Here is a 16,334-nt window from a genome sequence, read left to right on the forward strand (position 1 = left end):
CGCGCGCCCGGTAACAGGGTGCGCGGCCGGAGATTCGGAGGATACCCATGCCCCTAGAGGTAGGCACCCAGGCACCGGAGTTCACCCTCAAGGACCAGAACAATCAGGAAGTCTCGCTGGCGGATTACCGCGGTAAGAAGAACGTCCTGATCGTGTTCTACCCGCTCGCTTTCACCGGCATCTGCCAGGGCGAGCTGTGCAAGGTCCGCGACGAACTGCCGCGCTTCCAGAACGACAACGCCGAGATCGTCGCGATCTCGGTGGGCCCCCCGCCGACCCACAAGATCTGGGCCGCCGAACAGGGCTACACCTTCCCGCTGCTGTCGGACTTCTGGCCGCACGGCAAGGTCGCACAGGACTACGGCGTCTTCAACGACACCACGGGCTTCGCCAACCGCGGCACCTTCGTCGTCGACCGCGAGGGAATCATCCGATTTTCGGAGATGAACGGCCCCGGAGAGCCCCGTGACCAGGCGGCTTGGGAGAAAGCGCTCGCCGCGCTAGATTCATAGTCCGTTCCCCCGGACAATGCTCCGGGGGATCCGGGCGTATAGCTCAGCGGTAGAGCTCTGGTTTTACACACCAGCGGTCGGCGGTTCGAACCCGTCTGCGCCCACTAAGATTTACCCAGGTCAGGGCCTGTATTTTCATCCGGACACCTTGCGAATCACCGGCGAGGAAACCGCCGTGGTGTCGAGAGTGTGTCAAGGCGCGGGAAACTAGGTCCCGGTCGCCTCCCGTCGTCGAACAGGGCCACACCTGCGGCCTCCAGTTCTTCCGGGTATGGGTGCGCGTACACCCGCAGCAACACCGCCGGATCGTGACCGAGCCATTTCGCGACGGCCGCTACAGACGACGCCCCCGAGTCCAGCAAGATCGTGGCCGCGGTGTGCCGGGCGTCGTGCAACCGGATCACAGGCACACCGGCCGCCGCTGCCTGCCGCTGGAATTCGTCGCTGTACCATTCCGGCCGGTACGGCTCCCCATCCTCACGCACAGCGACCAGCCGATCGTCGGTCCACGACAACCCCTACGGCAAGCGATTCGGCTTTCTGCGTGAGCTTCAGGCGTGCCAGTGCAGCGACGTCCGGCGGCAAGGGCAGCGCCCGGTGGCTGCGAGTCGATTTCGGGTCACCCTCTTCCGTGTCCTTTCCGATCGCGACGCGCCCACGGCGGACATACAGCGTGTTGCCCTCGACCCGCGTCCAGCGCAACCCCATGATTTCCGACCGCCGCAGCCCGCACAGGGACAGCAGGAACAGGGCATACAGGCGGTGCTCTCTCACATGTCGGCGGAACGTCCGGCTCTCTTCCTTCGTCCATACCTCCATCTCGGTCTCTTCGACATCGGGCCGCTTCACCATGCGCGCCACATTCCGCGGCACCAGCCCTTGTTCCATCGCGTCATCGAGCACCGCAGACAGTTGCACGAGCATAGTTACCACCGTCCGCGCTGCCACACCTTGCGGCTCAGGCGCCGGCGCCGCCTCGGTGTCGGCCGCCGCCATATATCGGCCCCGCGCTGGCCGCGTCACCTTGCCCGCGGCGAGCAGGCGATCCAAGTTCCGGCCGGCCTTCTCTCCGAACCGGGAAGTGACCGAAGCAGATGGCCGACCCTCTGGAGAAAGCGCAAACGGATCCAGGCTCGAACCGGCGCGTCCACCGGCCGCCACTGCGCTGGATGGCGAGTGACGCGCACACCCGCAAGCCCGTCGGCTACGTCTCCGTGCAGGTCTCGGGCCAGGGTGGACCGGAGGGAAAGGCGAGTCCGGTCGGGCCGCCTTTCCACGGCGGCGTGAACATCGTCGTCGACCCCCTGGCGAAGCGCGGCGGGTACGGCACGGCCATAATCAGGGCCCTATTCGATGAACCGGCGCTCGCCGATGTGGAAACACTCGGCGGGGCGGTGGATGCCACGAACACTGGCAGTCTCGGGATGCTGCGGAAGCTGGGCGTCACCGAGTACACCGAGAGGAAGGTGGGCACAAAAGTGTTCCGGAACTTCATTTTTCCCCGTCCGCCAGCCCACTGAGCGCGGGTGCTAACCGCCGATAAGGGTCACTTCCCTGATGGCTATCGGCGGTCAGCCCTTCTCCCGGTCTCGTGACCAAGGTTTCGAGACACCGCGCCGACCCGGGGTCGCTGTGACATTGGTGGGTATCGCGATGCGTCTGACACGGCGAGTTCGTGCCGACACCGGAATCTGTTTGGTGGCAGTCTGTTCCGTGTGGGCGATATGAGTGGCGGCGTCTTCCGGCTGCTGGGGGCGCTGGTCAGTCCGTTGATGGTGCTGTATCGGTGGTGGCGGCCGGTGACGGACAGGGCTGCGATCGCGGCCCTGTCCGATAAGTTGAGTGCCGAGGTACAGGAAGTTGAGGAGCGTTTGCAAACAGAATTGCGGGCGTTTGCTCACGAGTTCATGCCGGTCGAGTTCACCACTCCAGCCCGGCAGTCCCAGGGTTTCGGGCCGGTCAAGGTAAAGCACATCGCTACCTTCCTCGAACAGCTGGGACGCCCGGACCTCCACCGCCGGCGTGTGGTCGTGCTCGGTGCCCCGGGCAGCGGAAAGACGGTGGCCGCGACGTATTCGGTGCTGGGTTTGCTGAAAATCCGGCAGGAGCTCGATGACTCGCCCCGCGCGAACGAACCGGTCCCGGTGCGTATCAATGCCGCGGGATGGGATGGGCAGCGGGACTTCACTCGCTGGTTGATCGTCCGGCTCGGCTACGACTACCGGTTACGTCCCAACGTGGCCCGGAAGATGGTGGAACGCGGACTGATCCTGCCCGTGATCGACGGTCTCGACGAAATGGACACCGACAGTTCAGGGTCCCGGGCTCGTGCGCTGCTGGACCTGCTCAACCGAGCCCCGTGGCGGGGCCGTCCAGTCGTCGTGATGTGCCGCACCACCGAATTCACCGAACTCACCCGCCAGCGCGGCGACAACGGCCTGCACGGCGGCACCACCCTCACCCTGCAACCACTGGACACCAGGACGGTTAACAAGTACCTCGAGAAACACCAGGAGGGATACCGGGGCCCAGCCGACACCGGTGCCTCCGGCTGGGACAAGGTCAGCACCCACATCACCGACCATCCCGACGGAACCTTGGCCACCTGTGTGCAGAACCCGTGGATGCTCGGACTCACCGCCTCTACCCTGCGCCGCACACCCGACATCGCAGAACAACTGATCTCCTGTCCCACCGAAACCGCTGTCCGTGACCGGCTGTTCGCCGCTCAGATCCCCGCCGCCGTCGCTGCCACCGACGAGGGCGACGAAACATATCGCGACTACACCGAAGCCAACGTCGAGAAATGGATGCGTTCACTGGCGATCTGCCTGCAGCGCCGCCGCGACGACGGACGCAACGGCACCGCGATACGACTCGACGAGGTATGGGAGATCGCCGGCATCAACCGCATCCGCGTCCTGCATGCGCTCGTGTTCGCGCTCATATTCGGGCTCCCGTTCGGGTTCCTGTTCGGGGTCCTGTTCGGGGTCCTGACGAAGTTCGGGTTCGAGTTCGTGGGCATGAGCATGGGCACGGGCCTGTTCGGGGTAGCCTTCGCGGTCGGGGTCATCAAGTTCCCGCGTCCTCGGCGGATGGCATGGAGGGTCCCTGGTCCCCCCCGATGGAGACGCGGGCTCAAGGCAGGATCCTTGGCCGGGCTCGGAAGCGGGATCGTGGTCGGGCTCCTGTTCGGGCTCAGGAGCGAGATCGTGCACGGGCTCCTGACCGGGCTCCTGACCGGGCTCATGGCCGGGCTCCTGATCGCGAGCATGGTCGGGGCCGTGGTCGGACTCCAGGTTGATGCGCGCGAGTCACTAGCTCTTGTGATCGATGAAAAGCGAATCATTCGAGACGACATCCAAGCAGCGACAGTTGCCACCATCGCGAGCTTGCTTGTTTCCGTGATTGCGGGAGGCCTCTCGGCCGGGCTCTATGCCGGGGTCATATTCGCGCTCGTCGCAGATCCCTTGACCGGGCTCAAGGTCGGGTTCCAGGCCGGGCTCAAGATCGGGTTCCTGGTCTGGCTCTCGTTCGGACTCCTGGTCGGGCTCGTGGTCGGGCTCGCGGCCGAGCGGTTCTACCTCGCCACACTCGTTTTCCGATTCACCAAGGCGATGCCCAGCCATCCCGCTGTATTCCTCGACTGGGCTCGCCGCAGCGGCCTGCTCCGCGTGAACGGCACCGCCTATCAGTTCCGGCACGACACCTACCAGCAATGGATCCAGCAACCCCACTCCAATGAGCTGAGCCCGCCCGCCTAAACCAACCGCATGGATCAGATGAAATAGTCTATGTCGTAAAACGATCTTGGGCTCAATCGGTCAGTGCATCACCGCGTGGACCGGTCAGTACTCGAAGAAATTACCGGGAGATGATTCGCTGCCTGCAGGCTGGCCACCGTGCGGAACACGGACTTTCCAGCCAGCATCCCTCAGAACTACGCAGAAGGCGGCGGGGTAAACCCCTCCGGCCATACAGTGCTGTCGTCGTAAACAATCCCGGTGAGGTTCGCCTCGTTCAGCCAAGCTCCAGTGAGGTTCGCGCCATACAGCCAAGCTCCGGTGAGGTTCGCGTCGCCCAGCCTGGCCTTGGTGAGGTCCGCGTCGTGCAGCTCGGCCCCGATGAGGTTCGCGAGGCCCAGCTCGGCTCCGGTGAGGTCCGCGCTGCGCAGCTCGGCTCCGGTGAGGTCCGCGCTGGTCAGTGTTGCCCGGGTGAGGTTCGCGTCGTTCAGCCATGCCTCGGTGAGGTTCGTACGTTCCAGTGATGCTTCGGTGAGGTTCGCGTCGTTCAGCCAAGCTCCGGTGAGGTTCGCGCCGTTTAGCCATGCCTCGGTCAGGTCCGCGCGGCGCAGCTGGACTTCGGTGAGGTCCGCTCCGATCAGCTGGGCTTCGGTGAGGTTCGCGTCGCTCAGCCATGCCCCGGTGAGGTTCGCGTCGTCCAGCCATGCCCCGGTGAGGTTCGCGCCGGGCAGCCATGCCTCAGTGAGGCAGGACGTATGGAGGTCGACTTCTAGGGTGGGCGGTGGTAAAGCGCTGTACTGCACGATTATGTCCAGGGCGGCTTGAATGTCGGCTGGCAATTCCCGACTGTGGGGTCCACAAGCGCTGGCTTTGGGTGGGGCTTCGGAAGGGGCTTCGGTGCGTACGAATGCTTCAAGGAGTCGACGAAGGGCGGGGCGGTCGGGTTCGGAGTCCTGAGCGAGGCGTTGGAGCAGGTAGATACCGCTGAGCCGGACGCTTATCTTGTCCGAGTCGAGTTGTTCTGCCGCTGATTTGATCTGCTCGGACTGCGCGGTGCGGCGTGTCAGGCCGAGTTGTTCGTTGGTTGCGCTCAGGGTGCTGTTGGTGAAGTAGAGCGCTCCTACCGCGGCGACCGCGGTCATCAAGGTGCCGGCGGCGGTCGCTATCGCGGCGGCCTTCGCCCACGTCGAGCCCGCCGGATCCCGCGGTCGGGCCACTTCCGGTTGCGGTGTCGAAGCAGGTGGAGCGCCCGCGGGCTCTACGTCCGGCGGTGCTCCGGACGACGCGGGCGGCTGTCCGGCCGGGGCCGGAGTTGTCTCCCCAACCCTTCTTTCGTCCAATTCCGGGGATGCTTCCTCGCCCGGATCTTCAATCGTGTGCTGCTCGTCACCTACCGTCACACCACGTATTCTGCGCCAACCACGCAGGGCCGCAACAGATCACGCCGCTGACGCCTGTTCGGACCATCGACGCGAACGGTATCGGCAGCAGTCTGAGCACCGGTGCGGAGCAACCGATGCGCGTAGGGATTGGTCCCGAAGCCCTGGACTGACTGGGGGTAGTTCCTTCGCGCCGCGTTCGGATGTGTACTCCAGCGTCGATACCCCCAGCTCGCCGAGACTCGCCGGGGCATCACAGCATTAGCGCCGGAACCCGGCCAGCTACACCACTCCCCCAGCACGATCCGGACCAGTTGACGTGAGCTCAGTAGTCGACAAGATCAGACACCTGCCATCCTGTGGCGGGGTTCAGGATGAAGATCCCATTCTTCTCGATCGACAGCGCCCGAATCATTGTTGTGTCCCTGCCCCACCGCGTGGAGCGCGACCACCTGAGCCCAATGGTCGTATGGACCCCGGGGAGGTCTGCCTTGGTCAGGTCTGCACCGGTCAGGTTCGCCTTGGTCAGGTCTGCACCGGTCAAGTTCGCCTTGGTCAGGTCTGCACCGGCCAGGTTCGCCCTGGTCAGGTTCGCGCGCTGCACCTGTGCCCGGGACATCTTCGCCTGAGTCAGATCCGCCTCGGTCAGGTTCGCACCGGCCAGGTTCGCCCCAGTCAGGTTCATGCGGCACATCTTCGCCTGGGTCAGATCCGCCTCGGTCAGGTTCGCACGAGCCAGATTCGCCTGGGTCAGGTCCGCCCCGACAAGATTCGCCTTGGTCAGATCCGCCCCGAACAAGTCCGCCCGGGCCAGGTTCGCCCCGATCAGGCCTTTCCCAGTTCGTTTTGCTTCGGCCGCATCTACATCAGGATCTTCTGTCGCTTGCTCGGATAGTTCCAGGGCGTCGGGCAGGCTGGGCAGGATCGAGGCCAGCCCAGCCTCGATATCGAGCTGAACACTCAAGCCGTCGATGAACCTTGAGTGCTGGGCGGGGATTTGCACTTCTCGCAGACCGGCGTCGCAGTCGATCCGGAGACCCAGTTCCTGGAGGAATTCTTGGTGTCGGTCAGCGAGCCACCGGTTCACAGCGGTCGCGTCGTCGGTGGTCACCGCTGCTCACCTTCTTCGATATAGCGGGCGATCGCTGAGCGGGCTTTACGCAGGTTGGATCGCACGGTGGCCGGCTTGAGCCGTAGCAGTTCGGCGATCTCGGACGGTTCATATCCTTCCTGCGTCCACACCATGACCTGCCGCTGGCGCGGCGGTAGGGCGGCTACCAGCCTGTAGTAATGGTTGCACTTGATCCACTGGTCGATATCGGTATCCGATGACAGCAGCACCGAACGTTCCGGGAATTCCCTGACCAGATCCTCTTCCAGGCTCGCAACTCGTTTGACCCACTCCCGGCCAGCAGTCACGCGGGCCCAAGCCAGCGGGGACCGGAGGGTGTCCCAGGACCGCCATACTTTGGTCATCACCTCCTGCACGACTTCAGCAGCGTCCGCCGGCCGCGCGCCTTGTAACACGAGGAATCCGATCAGATTCGGTACCGAGCTGCGGTAAAAGGCAGCGAACTCCGCCTCCCGGGCGACGCCGCGCGCGGCCGCGCGCTCTTGAGGCAGGTGCACATCGGCACCGCTGTGTTCAGGTTCGTCCACTCCACCCTCGGCTTCCTCGCATACCCACAGTCAGCTTTGTGTGCAGCCCCTCGGAGTCATGCCTGGTTTCTATCGAGCTGCCCTCTGGCAGAGAGCTCGCCAGCTCGGTCAGATACTCACAGTGGCCTTCCTGCTGAACCGCTTTCCACCGTATCCGCAGCCACAATGCCAAGACAGCGAACGCGTTTCCTGCCAGGCCCGCTATCAGACCGGCACCAATCACTGCACTCATGACAGGTAGAGGCCCTCCCAAGCCCGATCGTGCACTCACCCAGCCGAGTTCTTCCGTGAAGCCCCAGCAGTTATGTGGAGAAATCCCCACTACGAGCACGGCCTCGGCTGTAGCCCCTCGGTGAAACGCGCCTGGATGCCAGGGCTATCACCGCAAGCCCAGCAGGGCCGCTCACGGTTTCGTGGCGGCTATCCGCCGAACCTGGGTCGTGTGGTCGATGTAGGTGCCGAGGTCGGCGTTGAGCATCGTTGCCAACCCGGCCACATCCTGGACTCGGGCGAGTAGGTCCGTGCGCAGCAGCGGTTCGTGGTGGGCGATCCGGTTGCGGAAGTCGTGGAGCTTGGCGATGGGTTTGTCGACGTCGCGCGCCCGGTCGGTGCCCGCCGGAAACGCTTTGTGAAGGATCGGCACCCACAGGGTGCTCTCATGGGCTGCGCTGGTCAGATACCGCCAGAACCCGAAGTTGAGCTCCGCGACGACCTTGCCGGACGGCGCTGTCGCTCCGCCGGCCTTCTCGCGCGCGTTCGCGAGTAGATCCCGGTTTTTCTTGTTGATGTCGACCCGTGTGCGGTTGGCGCCCCGGCCGCGGGAGCGCCACAGCGGCGGGAAGGTGGGATTCGGATCGTCTGTCCAGTCTCCTGGCCTGGTCCAGTGGGCGCGAAGTACCCGGTCGTAGCTGTTGCGGAGCCCTATCTCGAAGTGGCAGAGATCCCGACGCAGGGCGAGCGCGACGGCGCGGCAACGATCCAAGCCGGGATCGACTCCCAACCCGACTCCTCCTCCCGGTCGTGGGCGCGTTCGTTGGTCAGTTGCGACGCCGGGCGGTCGGATCGGATCCCGCGGTACTCGTTTACGCCAACCACTTAGCGGATTCGACGGTCGCGCAGCGTGCCCGGGCGGTGATGAGCTTTTACCGCTATCAGACACAGCGCGGTGCCGTGCTGGGCGGAGATCTGGTGGAGCGGGTGGCTGCGGGGCCTGGTCGTTATCTGCCGTTCTTGGAGCATGTGGAACGGAGGAACGGCCGGCGCCGCAGTAAGATCCGTGTCCGCGTCCGGCGGCAGACGGTGCCGGTGTTGCTGCCCGCCCAGATGACGGCGTTGCGGGAGGCGGAGGCTCGATGGGACTGCCGGCTCGGTGGGTGGGTTGGCGAACTGCATTATCGCCTGTTGTGGACGCTGTTGGAAGAGACGGGGATCCGCCTCGGCGACGCGCTGGGACTGCAGCATCGGGACTGGAAGACCGGCACGGGCGATACCGCGCTGGTCGAGGTGGTCGTGCGCGATGATCATCCGCATTGTCAGCGCGCCAAGAGCGGCTCTCGCCGCATTCACGTCGGCGCCGGGTTGGATCGTCTGTATGGCGACTGGGTCTGGGCATTGCGCGAGGCCGGGGCCGACGTCGAACTCGAGGATTGGGATCGCGCCTATATCTTCTGCAATCTGCATCGCGGCAGGCGGTTCGCTTCGCTGCGGCCGGAGAGCATCTATAAGCATCTGACCTCGATGATGCGAAGGGTCCCCGGGCTTCCCGCGGCGATGACTCCGCACTGGTTCCGGCATTCGCATGCGACGGCGCTGCTGTTGGCCGGGGTGCCGGAGCATGTGGTGTCGCGTCGGCTGGGCCACGCCGATATTCAGACCACCCTCAATCTCTACGGCCACGTCACCGAGGACGCCGAACTGCGGACTTGCGCTGATTGGCAGGCCGTTATCGACGTCTGGAGTGTCCGATGACTCAGCCGCGCAACGAGATTTCAGGGCCCGTCTCGCCGATTCCGCGGACATCCCAGCGCAAGCGCCTGGAACGGGTGGATCCGCGTCTGCCGATCACGGAGTTGTTCAGCGAGCACCGCGCCCGGCAGTTGTGGGAGTCGCTGCCCGAAGACCATCGTCAGGACCACGTCGATTCGAAGAACATGCCCAGCGACTACCGGGTGGCGTTCCGTGAACGCACCACCGGCCGGCAAGGCGGGCGATGGACCACCCAAGCGATTTCACTGCGCGGGCTTCCGGAGCCGATGACCTGGGAGTTGGCGTGGTTCATCCACCGCGAGGTCACTGCCGGCAACGTCATCAACCCCACGCGCTTCAACAGCGTGCGGTACGGGCTGTGGCAGGTCACCGGATATGGTTCACCGGCTGGCCGGCAGGCGCGATCGGTCACCGCGCTGCCTGTGGAGGAGTGGGCGTATGAGCTGCGGCGCGCTCAGATGAAGCAAGGCCCGGGCAGCGTCGGTGCCATGGTCGGCAACACCATGAGTTCGCAGCTGAAGCGGGTGCAGGATCGCCTGGCCTACGCCTATCACGACGGTCCGTGGTGGCAGCTGAATGTGTGGTCGCCGTTGCTGGATGACCAGATCCCGCTTCGGGAGCACGAGCCGCACCGCAACAGCGCGGCCAACTTCTCCCACTTGACGACCGACTGGCTGCGCGAAGCGGTCAAATGGTGGTTGTCGGCCCAGCTGCTGGGCGGCCAGTATGTCTGGAGTTCGGTCAAGAGCCGCGTCGACCACTTCAAGTGGTTCCAGTGGTATCTGGACCAGGTCGGCTGCGCCGGACCACATCTGGCCGATTCGTTTGTCGACCTGCGGCCGTTCACGCGGGGGTTCGTCGAATTGCTACGCGCACACCGCATCCAGGTCGGCCCGAACAAGGGCAAACCGCTGGGAAAGAACCAGGTACGGCAGCCCCTGGTGACCGTCGAAACCTTCTACCGGTGGATGTTTGACAACGTCGCGAAGACGACCACCGTGCTTGGGGAGCCAGGCTGGCAGCAGCTCACCCCGCAGCATACGACGCTGTTCCGGCCCGAGGACAAACCTCGACTGGTCAACAAACTTCCAGACGATATGGCGCGAGACGTGCAAACGAGGTCGCCACACTGGTGATCAGCGGCGCCCCGAGGCTACCGACCGCCGCCACAACCAGAGCGATGAACATCAGAGCGGGGACCAGTAGCCGCCCCTCGGAGTGCTCCGGGGTAGCGCTCATCGGTTGGTCTCGGTCGTGATGTGGGCGGGACGGATGCGAGTCCGGACCGCTTCCGCTCTTCCGCCCACAGCTCCAGATCGGCAACCGATCAGGGTGGGTCACCGGACCAGGGGGAGGAAGTCGGCGAAGCGAGGCGCGCCGGGCTCGTGCGGCACGCGCGTAGCGCGCGCGGCGAAGCTGACGGCGTGGTACCACCCGCACAGCAGAAGCAAATCGAGCAGCTGGAGCTCGTCGAAGACCGACACGAGCCGTGCCCAGAGCGCGTCATCGATGTCGGAATGCTCATGCAGCGCGTCGACGGCGAGGATGAGCAGCTGTTCCCGCTCGGACGTCCAGCAGTTGTCAGCGGGGCCGCCGTGCACCAGGGATGCCGCCTCCTCGCGGGTGAACCCGACCCGTTCGGCGAACATCATCATGTGCACGCCCCACTCGTACTCGCAGCCGCACAGCACGCATGTCCGGTCGATGGCGATCTCGCGCTCCCTCATGGTCAGAGTCAGCTGTCGGCCCAGCTCGTAGCGCCCCCATCCGTGCATGGCGCCGGCCATCGGGAGGTTCCGGGCGAACATCCTGAACAGCCCGATCGGCGGCACGTCCCCGGGCATCATGCGCGCGAGTAGCGCACCAGCTTGGTCGGCGTACGGCGGTTCCAGCAGGGCTATTCGCGACATCGGAGCTCCCAGTTGAGATTGTTTCGGAATTAGAAACGCGGGTTGGATGCTAATGTTTCTAAAACCGAAACGCAAGGAGTGTCATGCCGACACCACGCCCAGGAACACCGGTTCGTGGATCGACTACCGGCCGTCCGATCATGGCCGCGCTGGATCTCTTCGGCCGTCGGTGGGCGCTGCGAATTCTCTGGGAACTGCGTGCGGGTCCGCTCGGCGCGCGTGCCCTGCTGACACTGTGTGCAGGTTTGTCATCCAGTGTCCTCTACCAGCGGCTTCGCGAACTCACGTCCAGCGGGATCATCACCCCCTCAGCCGATGGCTACGAGCTCACTCAGCTGGGGTCAGCACTCATTCAGGCCATCCGCCCGCTCGACGAATGGGCGATCACCTGGGCGCAGACACAAGAGCAGAACGATCAGAATCCTGTGGAGGCATAAGGTCGAGGGCTCGTTGCGGTGAGACCCAAGCCTGTCCTCGCCGGCGTTCTCCAAGAAGAAACACCCAGCGTGGTCGCGATCAATTCGCCCGCAGCATCGGCTGGTTTCATGCTTCTGTCGCCGCTATGCTGCCGACAGCACGACCAGAGAAGGTTCGATCACACTCCCGACGCGGGGGCGGATAAGACATGGTCGATGTTGATATCGGAGACAGCGGTCACGGACTTGTCGTCGTAGGACGAGTACCAGGTACCGGCCGTGGCGCGGCATTCCGCGTCGACCGCCACATCGGTGCCGTCGCGCTGCAGCACGGTCTCGCGGGTCGTGCACTCACCGGAAACGGTGTGCCAGTGTGGGAACTTCTCCCGGGAATACCCACTGGCCGAACCTTCCTCTGCGACCGTGAGCTCTTCCAGCAGGGCGCGGGCCTCGCCGGCGTCCGGGATCGCTGGCGGCTCGGCGTGACCGGCCGCGGGCTGAATCATCATGGTGACAGCGGCGGCGCAGACCACCACGCGCGCTACAGACAGAAGCCCTCGCATACACGTCTCCATACCTCGAACGAGCACGGCAGTCGGATATCGCAGCACTGTAGCCCCCGGCAGCGACATCGAGAGGGCGGTCGGGTGACCCAGCGGTCACAAAGGCCGCTCAGGCTGCGATTTCCCGGCGCCTTCTTTCTCGGCCCGCTGGGAGAGCAGAACAGAACAGACACAGGCGATCAATATCAATCCCTGACCAGGTCTTATTCGGGATTCCGGTAGTAATCGCCGAACAATCAACGGATATGGCGTAGCCGCAGCTGGCCGCTGGTGAGGTCTGGTTCGGCCCGTGGTGATCTCCCAATCGGCCACCGCGTGGGAGCGGTTGCGGGCGGCAATCGCGCAGGCCATACTGCGGTTGCCACGTGATCACAGGCATCTGGCCGCACTGGACTCCTCCTACAACTACCTGCGTCAGTTCACCCCCCACGGTGCTGTCGACAGTGGGGTTCGCCAGCGGGACCGCCTCAAGGACGCTCCGGCCGAGGCGGTCCTGCTATACGGTGCCTCGGTGACCGAACTCCCCCGCGCCGCCTACATCCCCTTCCAGCCTGAGTACGGGTACAACCGAGCAGTTGAGCTCGCTATCCCCTTTCTCGACCGTGTCGATGCCCGCGGCACGATCGTCGTTGTCCCTCAGAAGAACACCCTCACCTTCTGCGCGCCGTTGAACACCTACGCCAAAGGCCGTCCTGTCCTGACTCCGAAGAACTCGAACCAGTCCGGGATCGGCTACGGCCGTCCCGCTCTGGTGTACGCACCGGGACAACGGGAACTCGCGCTCGCCACCGAGTTCGCGCGGAACGCGCCGATCGCGGTCGTGGAAGACGCGGGATTCTCGTCCTCGCGGTGGGCTGACGAGACGGGGCAGTCAACCTGATCGAGAAGAGGATTCACGCGGTCGACCGTTCGGCTGAACACCAGCAACTGCTGGAGCGGATCGAATTCGCGGGCAACAACAGCTGGGGCGACGCCTACGGACTACGGGATCTGCGCCACCTCCTGGGTGAGCTGCAGGAGCGGTCCTTGCTCGACAAGGACGAGGTCTTGGCCTACCTGATCGTGCACGGCAAAGCCCATCATTACGACGCTCTCGTTCGCGTCGGCAAGGAGATCGACAAGGTGCAGGCGAGCTGAACGCAGCCGACACTGACCAGCAGCTACGCCATATCCGTTGATTCTTCGGCGGTTACTACCGGAACCCCTATCTCCTGCATGCCGAAGTCGGATGTATCCCTCCGCACGAAGGCACCATGGTTCTACTGAGCGATCCGGTTGTAGTTCAGGTCGTAAACCCGGACTCCTGAAGGGTCATACCAACCGTCCGCGCCCCGGGTGAGAAGGACGTTGCCGTCGCCGTCGTACCAGTGATCGGCGTCCCAGGTCCAGTTTCGCTTCTCCCGGGGCATCGCTTCTTTGGCGCGTTCCTGTAGTTCGGCCATCTCTTCGGGGTCCAGGCCCGGGCCGGGGTTGGCTGCGGTGGCGGCGCGCGCGGTGCGGATCTCGGCGTTGAACTGGTCGAATATTGCCTGGTTACGGGTGTATTCGTCGCTGTTGAAATAGTCCTCGCCGGTCAGTAGTGGCGGTTTCTTCTTGCGGCCGGTGAATCGTTTGAACATAGGGGCCTCTCCTAGATTTCGGTCATCTGGATGATGACGCGGCCGTTCGGGAGTGTGATCTTGTCGTGCACCATGAATCCTGTTCCGGAGGGGAACATCACGTCGTCGGGGCGGGGTGCGTGCTCCCCGAGCTGTGCGCCGGTCTTGGATACGATCTGGAACTCGACGTTCTGGCTGGCAACGAATTGCGGGTCGATGCCGTTGGGTCTGAGGGTGCTGTATGTGAACCCGTTTTCGGTGACCGGCTGCCCCGGCTGGTAGCGGGCCAGTTCCTCGGGGCTCAGGGTCTGATGACGCACCAGTGGGCCCTCATAGGGGGGCAGCTTGGAAAGGGCCTGGTTCAGCGCGGCGGCCTGGCGCTGTTCTTCCGGAGTCAGCGGCAGGCCGCTGTTCAGCTTCTCGTTGAGGGTCATACCGGTCTCGGGGTTGCGCACGGCCGCGGTGTGGATGGCCTTTTCGTCCTCGGGGCCGAAGGTCCAATCGGTACGTCCACCGGGCCGGTGCCCGCCGGGTGCCTTCTTGTTGATCATGTCCCAGATCCGTTGCATCTCCGCCTTGTGGTTGGCGAAGTCCGGGACTTCTTTGAATCCACGGCCGAGGCCGCGGGTTTTGAACAGGTCGACGAACGGGCGGATCTTGCGCCCGTACTTGATGCACAGTGCCCCCAGCCGGGAAGCGCCGACCGCGGCGCCGATCGGGCCCGCGGCACCGAAGGTGACCAGGGAGGCGGCAACGGTGACGCCGGCGGTGACCGCAGCCTCCACTGCGGAGTCGATGATGAACTGACGCAGGAACCCCTCGATTTCCTTGCGCATCGCCACCAGCTCGTCATGATGCTCACCGGTGGTGACGGCCATCGCCGTGAACCCGGCCACCACTTCGGTCGCGGCGGCCGCCAGAGCCGGCAGGTCGTCGTCGATATGGGCGAGTTCGGGTGCGGTGATCGGGGCGAACATGCCGGCGATGCGGTTGATTTCGTCGGCTAATCCCGCGACGGCGGGCTCGGCGGCGATATCGCGCCAGATCGCCGCGACCGTCCGGAGTTTGTCGCTGTCGCCGTCGGGGACGGTGACACCGATTTCGCTGAGCAGCCCGATCCCGTCTTCGAGCAGCCCGCTTCCGGGCCCGCCGGCCGTGGGCAGTGGCGGCCGGCACGACACCAGTATGTTCAGCGGGTGCACCGGAGGCTGGGTCGGCGGCGGGCCGGGGGCCATGTTGGCGTTGTGGTCGCCCAGGGCGTGCAGATAGCCCAGCTCGGCAACTACGTTGCCGTAGCCGTTAACGTTGTTGGCCATCAGTTTGACCCGCATGAGCAGGTCATTGGCCGTGGTGTCGTATTCGGTGGCCCAGGCGACCGCCTCCTGATAGGAGCCGGTCATATTGGATCCGGTGTCGGCGAGCTTGTTCCAATGCTTGTCCACGCTGCCGATGAATTCGTCGGCGGCTTTGAGGAGCGCGGCCGCGGCCTGCTGGTAGACGTCGGTGTCGACGTCGACCACCGTCACTGTTGGCCGCTTTCGGGGGCCGGACCGCGGTCGAGGCGGGCTAGGATCGCAGCGAATGTGCTGGTGTAGGAGTCATGGGCGTTCTTACCGGCCGCTTCCATCTTGGCCAGCCCGTCACGCATTTTCCGGGCGCCGGCGTTCCAGGTATCCATAGCGGCGCGGGCGGCCTCGGCGGTTTCCCCGGTCCACGGCCCCGATGTGCCGTCACCGTTGTGCAGCCGATTCATCCGTTGCTGCAGCAGCACCAGCTGGTCGTCGGTGAAACCGAGCAGACCGCGCAACTGGGCGTTGAGCGCGTCGAGCGCGTCGGTATCTACGTTATGCCGTGACATCGCAGGAAACCCCTGTTGGTTCAGATATTGAGCGAGCTCGGCCGCGGACCGGTATCGGCCAGATCGGCCGCCAAGGTCTCGTCTACCGCAGCGAATTCCTCGCCCTGCACTCCCAGCAGGCCGGCCATGGCTTCCAGCGAGGACAGCAGTGTCACCGCCCCCGCGCTGGCCTCCTGCCATCCCACGGTGAATGCCTGTGCGGCGGGACCACCCCAATAGGTCATGCCGTCGATTTCGGCGTCGATGCGACGGAACCCGTCACCGATCGTGGTCGCGATCTGCCGGAGGAATGCGGCGGCGTCTGCCATGGCAGCGGAGTCAGCGGTAATCGGTTCGGGCGCCATCACCGGTCACCCCGCTCGAGTCGAGTCATACAGCTACTTATCCTCACAGCTACTTCGACGCAGCGAGCGTCTCATCGGTTCCACCCCATAGGACCAGCATCCGCAGACTCTCGGCAACTCAGCATGGAACCGCCGACCGCCCGGTCCCAACCTGCGCCCGTCAAAAGTCCACACATAGGACGAGGTGGGCCATACAGCAAGCCGGTCGACACGAACACCCCGTGTGAAGGGCGAGATCCTGAGGTTCCCCCGCTTCCTTGGAGGGCTCTGAGCATGGTCCGATAGGACCGGGAAGGAGCCCCACGTGGCAGCACCGAAGAAATACCCGGACGAGTTGAAGGCCCGAGCGGTCCGGCTGTATTTGGA

The 16,334-nt window shown here is 64.6% G+C and carries 19 protein-coding genes and 1 tRNA gene; 8 read left to right on the forward strand and 12 right to left on the reverse strand.

Going from position 1 to position 16,334, the window contains the following annotated elements; genetic code table 11:
• Positions 1–47: 47 nt before the first annotated feature.
• The gene (locus tag IU448_RS23915) at positions 48–512 is read left to right on the forward strand and encodes a peroxiredoxin (RefSeq protein ID WP_195057886.1); all 465 of its coding nucleotides are present in this window, start codon (positions 48–50) and stop codon (positions 510–512) included.
• 32 nt (positions 513–544) lie between these two features.
• A tRNA-Val gene (locus IU448_RS23920) sits at positions 545–616 on the forward strand.
• A 51-nt stretch (positions 617–667) separates the two neighbouring features.
• On the opposite strand, the gene IU448_RS29160 is transcribed toward IU448_RS23920, so the two are convergent.
• Positions 668–997, reverse strand: a complete 330-nt coding sequence (locus IU448_RS29160) for a tyrosine-type recombinase/integrase (RefSeq protein WP_324188694.1) — start codon at positions 995–997, stop codon at positions 668–670.
• A complete protein-coding gene (locus tag IU448_RS29165) occupies positions 990–1,436 on the reverse strand; it encodes a hypothetical protein (RefSeq protein ID WP_228813961.1) in 447 nt (148 codons plus the stop codon). Before IU448_RS29165 ends, IU448_RS29160 begins: the two co-directional genes overlap by 8 nt.
• 170 nt (positions 1,437–1,606) lie before the next feature.
• Between IU448_RS29165 and IU448_RS23930 the strand changes: the two genes are divergently transcribed.
• The gene (locus IU448_RS23930; RefSeq protein ID WP_324188695.1) at positions 1,607–2,032 is read left to right on the forward strand and encodes a GNAT family N-acetyltransferase; all 426 of its coding nucleotides are present in this window, start codon (positions 1,607–1,609) and stop codon (positions 2,030–2,032) included.
• Positions 2,033–2,227: 195 nt separating this feature from the next.
• Positions 2,228–4,276 carry an NACHT domain-containing protein gene (locus tag IU448_RS23935; RefSeq protein ID WP_195057888.1) on the forward strand — a complete coding sequence of 683 codons (2,049 nt, stop codon included), beginning with the start codon at positions 2,228–2,230 and terminating at the stop codon, positions 4,274–4,276.
• A gap of 176 nt (positions 4,277–4,452) precedes the next feature.
• Here the strand turns inward: IU448_RS23935 and IU448_RS23940 are convergent, their stop codons facing one another.
• From IU448_RS23940 to IU448_RS23955, 4 genes are all read right to left on the reverse strand, one after another.
• Entirely contained in the window at positions 4,453–5,397 is a 945-nt protein-coding gene (locus tag IU448_RS23940; RefSeq protein ID WP_195057889.1) for a pentapeptide repeat-containing protein, read from the reverse strand.
• Positions 5,398–5,959: 562 nt separating this feature from the next.
• Positions 5,960–6,745 carry a pentapeptide repeat-containing protein gene (locus tag IU448_RS29170; protein ID WP_195057890.1) on the reverse strand — a complete coding sequence of 262 codons (786 nt, stop codon included), beginning with the start codon at positions 6,743–6,745 and terminating at the stop codon, positions 5,960–5,962.
• Positions 6,742–7,293, reverse strand: coding sequence for an RNA polymerase sigma factor (locus IU448_RS23950; protein WP_195057891.1), 552 nt, complete (start codon positions 7,291–7,293; stop codon positions 6,742–6,744). Before IU448_RS23950 ends, IU448_RS29170 begins: the two co-directional genes overlap by 4 nt.
• Positions 7,294–7,696: 403 nt before the next feature.
• Entirely contained in the window at positions 7,697–8,293 is a 597-nt protein-coding gene (locus tag IU448_RS23955) for a hypothetical protein (RefSeq protein ID WP_195057892.1), read from the reverse strand.
• A gap of 20 nt (positions 8,294–8,313) precedes the next feature.
• Here IU448_RS23955 and IU448_RS23960 point away from each other — a divergent pair, with 20 nt between their 5' ends.
• Both IU448_RS23960 and IU448_RS23965 read left to right on the forward strand, forming a co-directional pair.
• On the forward strand, positions 8,314–9,261 hold the full coding sequence (locus IU448_RS23960) for a tyrosine-type recombinase/integrase (RefSeq protein WP_195057893.1): 948 nt from the start codon (positions 8,314–8,316) through the stop codon (positions 9,259–9,261).
• The gene (locus IU448_RS23965) at positions 9,258–10,415 is read left to right on the forward strand and encodes a hypothetical protein (RefSeq protein WP_195057894.1); all 1,158 of its coding nucleotides are present in this window, start codon (positions 9,258–9,260) and stop codon (positions 10,413–10,415) included. The genes IU448_RS23960 and IU448_RS23965 overlap by 4 nt, the downstream gene beginning before the upstream one ends.
• A 201-nt stretch (positions 10,416–10,616) precedes the next feature.
• On the opposite strand, the gene IU448_RS23970 is transcribed toward IU448_RS23965, so the two are convergent.
• Positions 10,617–11,189: a carboxymuconolactone decarboxylase family protein gene (locus IU448_RS23970; protein ID WP_195057895.1), complete on the reverse strand. Its 573-nt coding sequence runs from the start codon at positions 11,187–11,189 to the stop codon at positions 10,617–10,619.
• An 83-nt stretch (positions 11,190–11,272) separates the two neighbouring features.
• On the opposite strand from IU448_RS23970, the gene IU448_RS23975 reads away from it, so the two are divergent.
• Complete coding sequence (locus IU448_RS23975; protein WP_228813963.1) at positions 11,273–11,626, forward strand: winged helix-turn-helix transcriptional regulator; 354 nt, start codon at positions 11,273–11,275, stop codon at positions 11,624–11,626.
• Between the two features lie 158 nt (positions 11,627–11,784).
• On the opposite strand, the gene IU448_RS23980 is transcribed toward IU448_RS23975, so the two are convergent.
• Positions 11,785–12,168 (reverse strand): hypothetical protein, encoded by a 384-nt coding sequence (locus IU448_RS23980; RefSeq protein ID WP_195057896.1) that lies wholly within the window; start codon positions 12,166–12,168, stop codon positions 11,785–11,787.
• 289 nt (positions 12,169–12,457) lie between these two features.
• On the opposite strand from IU448_RS23980, the gene IU448_RS23985 reads away from it, so the two are divergent.
• Positions 12,458–13,048: a hypothetical protein gene (locus tag IU448_RS23985; RefSeq protein WP_195057976.1), complete on the forward strand. Its 591-nt coding sequence runs from the start codon at positions 12,458–12,460 to the stop codon at positions 13,046–13,048.
• 379 nt (positions 13,049–13,427) lie between these two features.
• On the opposite strand, the gene IU448_RS23990 is transcribed toward IU448_RS23985, so the two are convergent.
• Genes IU448_RS23990 through IU448_RS24005 form a run of 4 tightly spaced genes read right to left on the reverse strand, consistent with a single transcriptional unit; the run spans position 13,428 to position 15,968 of the window.
• Positions 13,428–13,787 carry a hypothetical protein gene (locus IU448_RS23990; RefSeq protein ID WP_195057897.1) on the reverse strand — a complete coding sequence of 120 codons (360 nt, stop codon included), beginning with the start codon at positions 13,785–13,787 and terminating at the stop codon, positions 13,428–13,430.
• 11 nt (positions 13,788–13,798) lie between these two features.
• A complete protein-coding gene (locus tag IU448_RS23995; RefSeq protein ID WP_195057898.1) occupies positions 13,799–15,292 on the reverse strand; it encodes a hypothetical protein in 1,494 nt (497 codons plus the stop codon).
• Entirely contained in the window at positions 15,289–15,624 is a 336-nt protein-coding gene (locus IU448_RS24000; protein WP_195057899.1) for a WXG100 family type VII secretion target, read from the reverse strand. The genes IU448_RS23995 and IU448_RS24000 overlap by 4 nt, the downstream gene beginning before the upstream one ends.
• Positions 15,625–15,644: 20 nt before the next feature.
• On the reverse strand, positions 15,645–15,968 hold the full coding sequence (locus IU448_RS24005; protein WP_267467229.1) for a WXG100 family type VII secretion target: 324 nt from the start codon (positions 15,966–15,968) through the stop codon (positions 15,645–15,647).
• Between the last annotated feature and the right edge of the window lie 366 nt (positions 15,969–16,334).

Source organism: Nocardia flavorosea (assembly GCF_015477805.1).
In the GTDB taxonomy this organism is placed as follows: domain Bacteria; phylum Actinomycetota; class Actinomycetes; order Mycobacteriales; family Mycobacteriaceae; genus Nocardia; species Nocardia flavorosea_A.

Bases quoted from the DNA above. Each gene is read 5' to 3' on its own strand.
- IU448_RS24000 (WP_195057899.1), bottom strand. From the start codon at position 15,624: ATGTCACGGCATAACGTAGATACCGACGCGCTCGACGCGCTCAACGCC.
- IU448_RS23915 (WP_195057886.1), top strand. From the start codon at position 48: ATGCCCCTAGAGGTAGGCACCCAGGCACCGGAGTTCACCCTCAAGGAC.
- IU448_RS29165 (WP_228813961.1), bottom strand. From the start codon at position 1,436: ATGCTCGTGCAACTGTCTGCGGTGCTCGATGACGCGATGGAACAAGGG.
- IU448_RS23970 (WP_195057895.1), bottom strand. From the start codon at position 11,189: ATGTCGCGAATAGCCCTGCTGGAACCGCCGTACGCCGACCAAGCTGGT.
- IU448_RS23990 (WP_195057897.1), bottom strand. From the start codon at position 13,787: ATGTTCAAACGATTCACCGGCCGCAAGAAGAAACCGCCACTACTGACC.
- IU448_RS23965 (WP_195057894.1), top strand. From the start codon at position 9,258: ATGACTCAGCCGCGCAACGAGATTTCAGGGCCCGTCTCGCCGATTCCG.
- IU448_RS23930 (WP_324188695.1), top strand. From the start codon at position 1,607: ATGGCCGACCCTCTGGAGAAAGCGCAAACGGATCCAGGCTCGAACCGG.
- IU448_RS23975 (WP_228813963.1), top strand. From the start codon at position 11,273: ATGCCGACACCACGCCCAGGAACACCGGTTCGTGGATCGACTACCGGC.
- IU448_RS23980 (WP_195057896.1), bottom strand. From the start codon at position 12,168: ATGCGAGGGCTTCTGTCTGTAGCGCGCGTGGTGGTCTGCGCCGCCGCT.
- IU448_RS23940 (WP_195057889.1), bottom strand. From the start codon at position 5,397: ATGACCGCGGTCGCCGCGGTAGGAGCGCTCTACTTCACCAACAGCACC.
- IU448_RS24005 (WP_267467229.1), bottom strand. From the start codon at position 15,968: ATGGCGCCCGAACCGATTACCGCTGACTCCGCTGCCATGGCAGACGCC.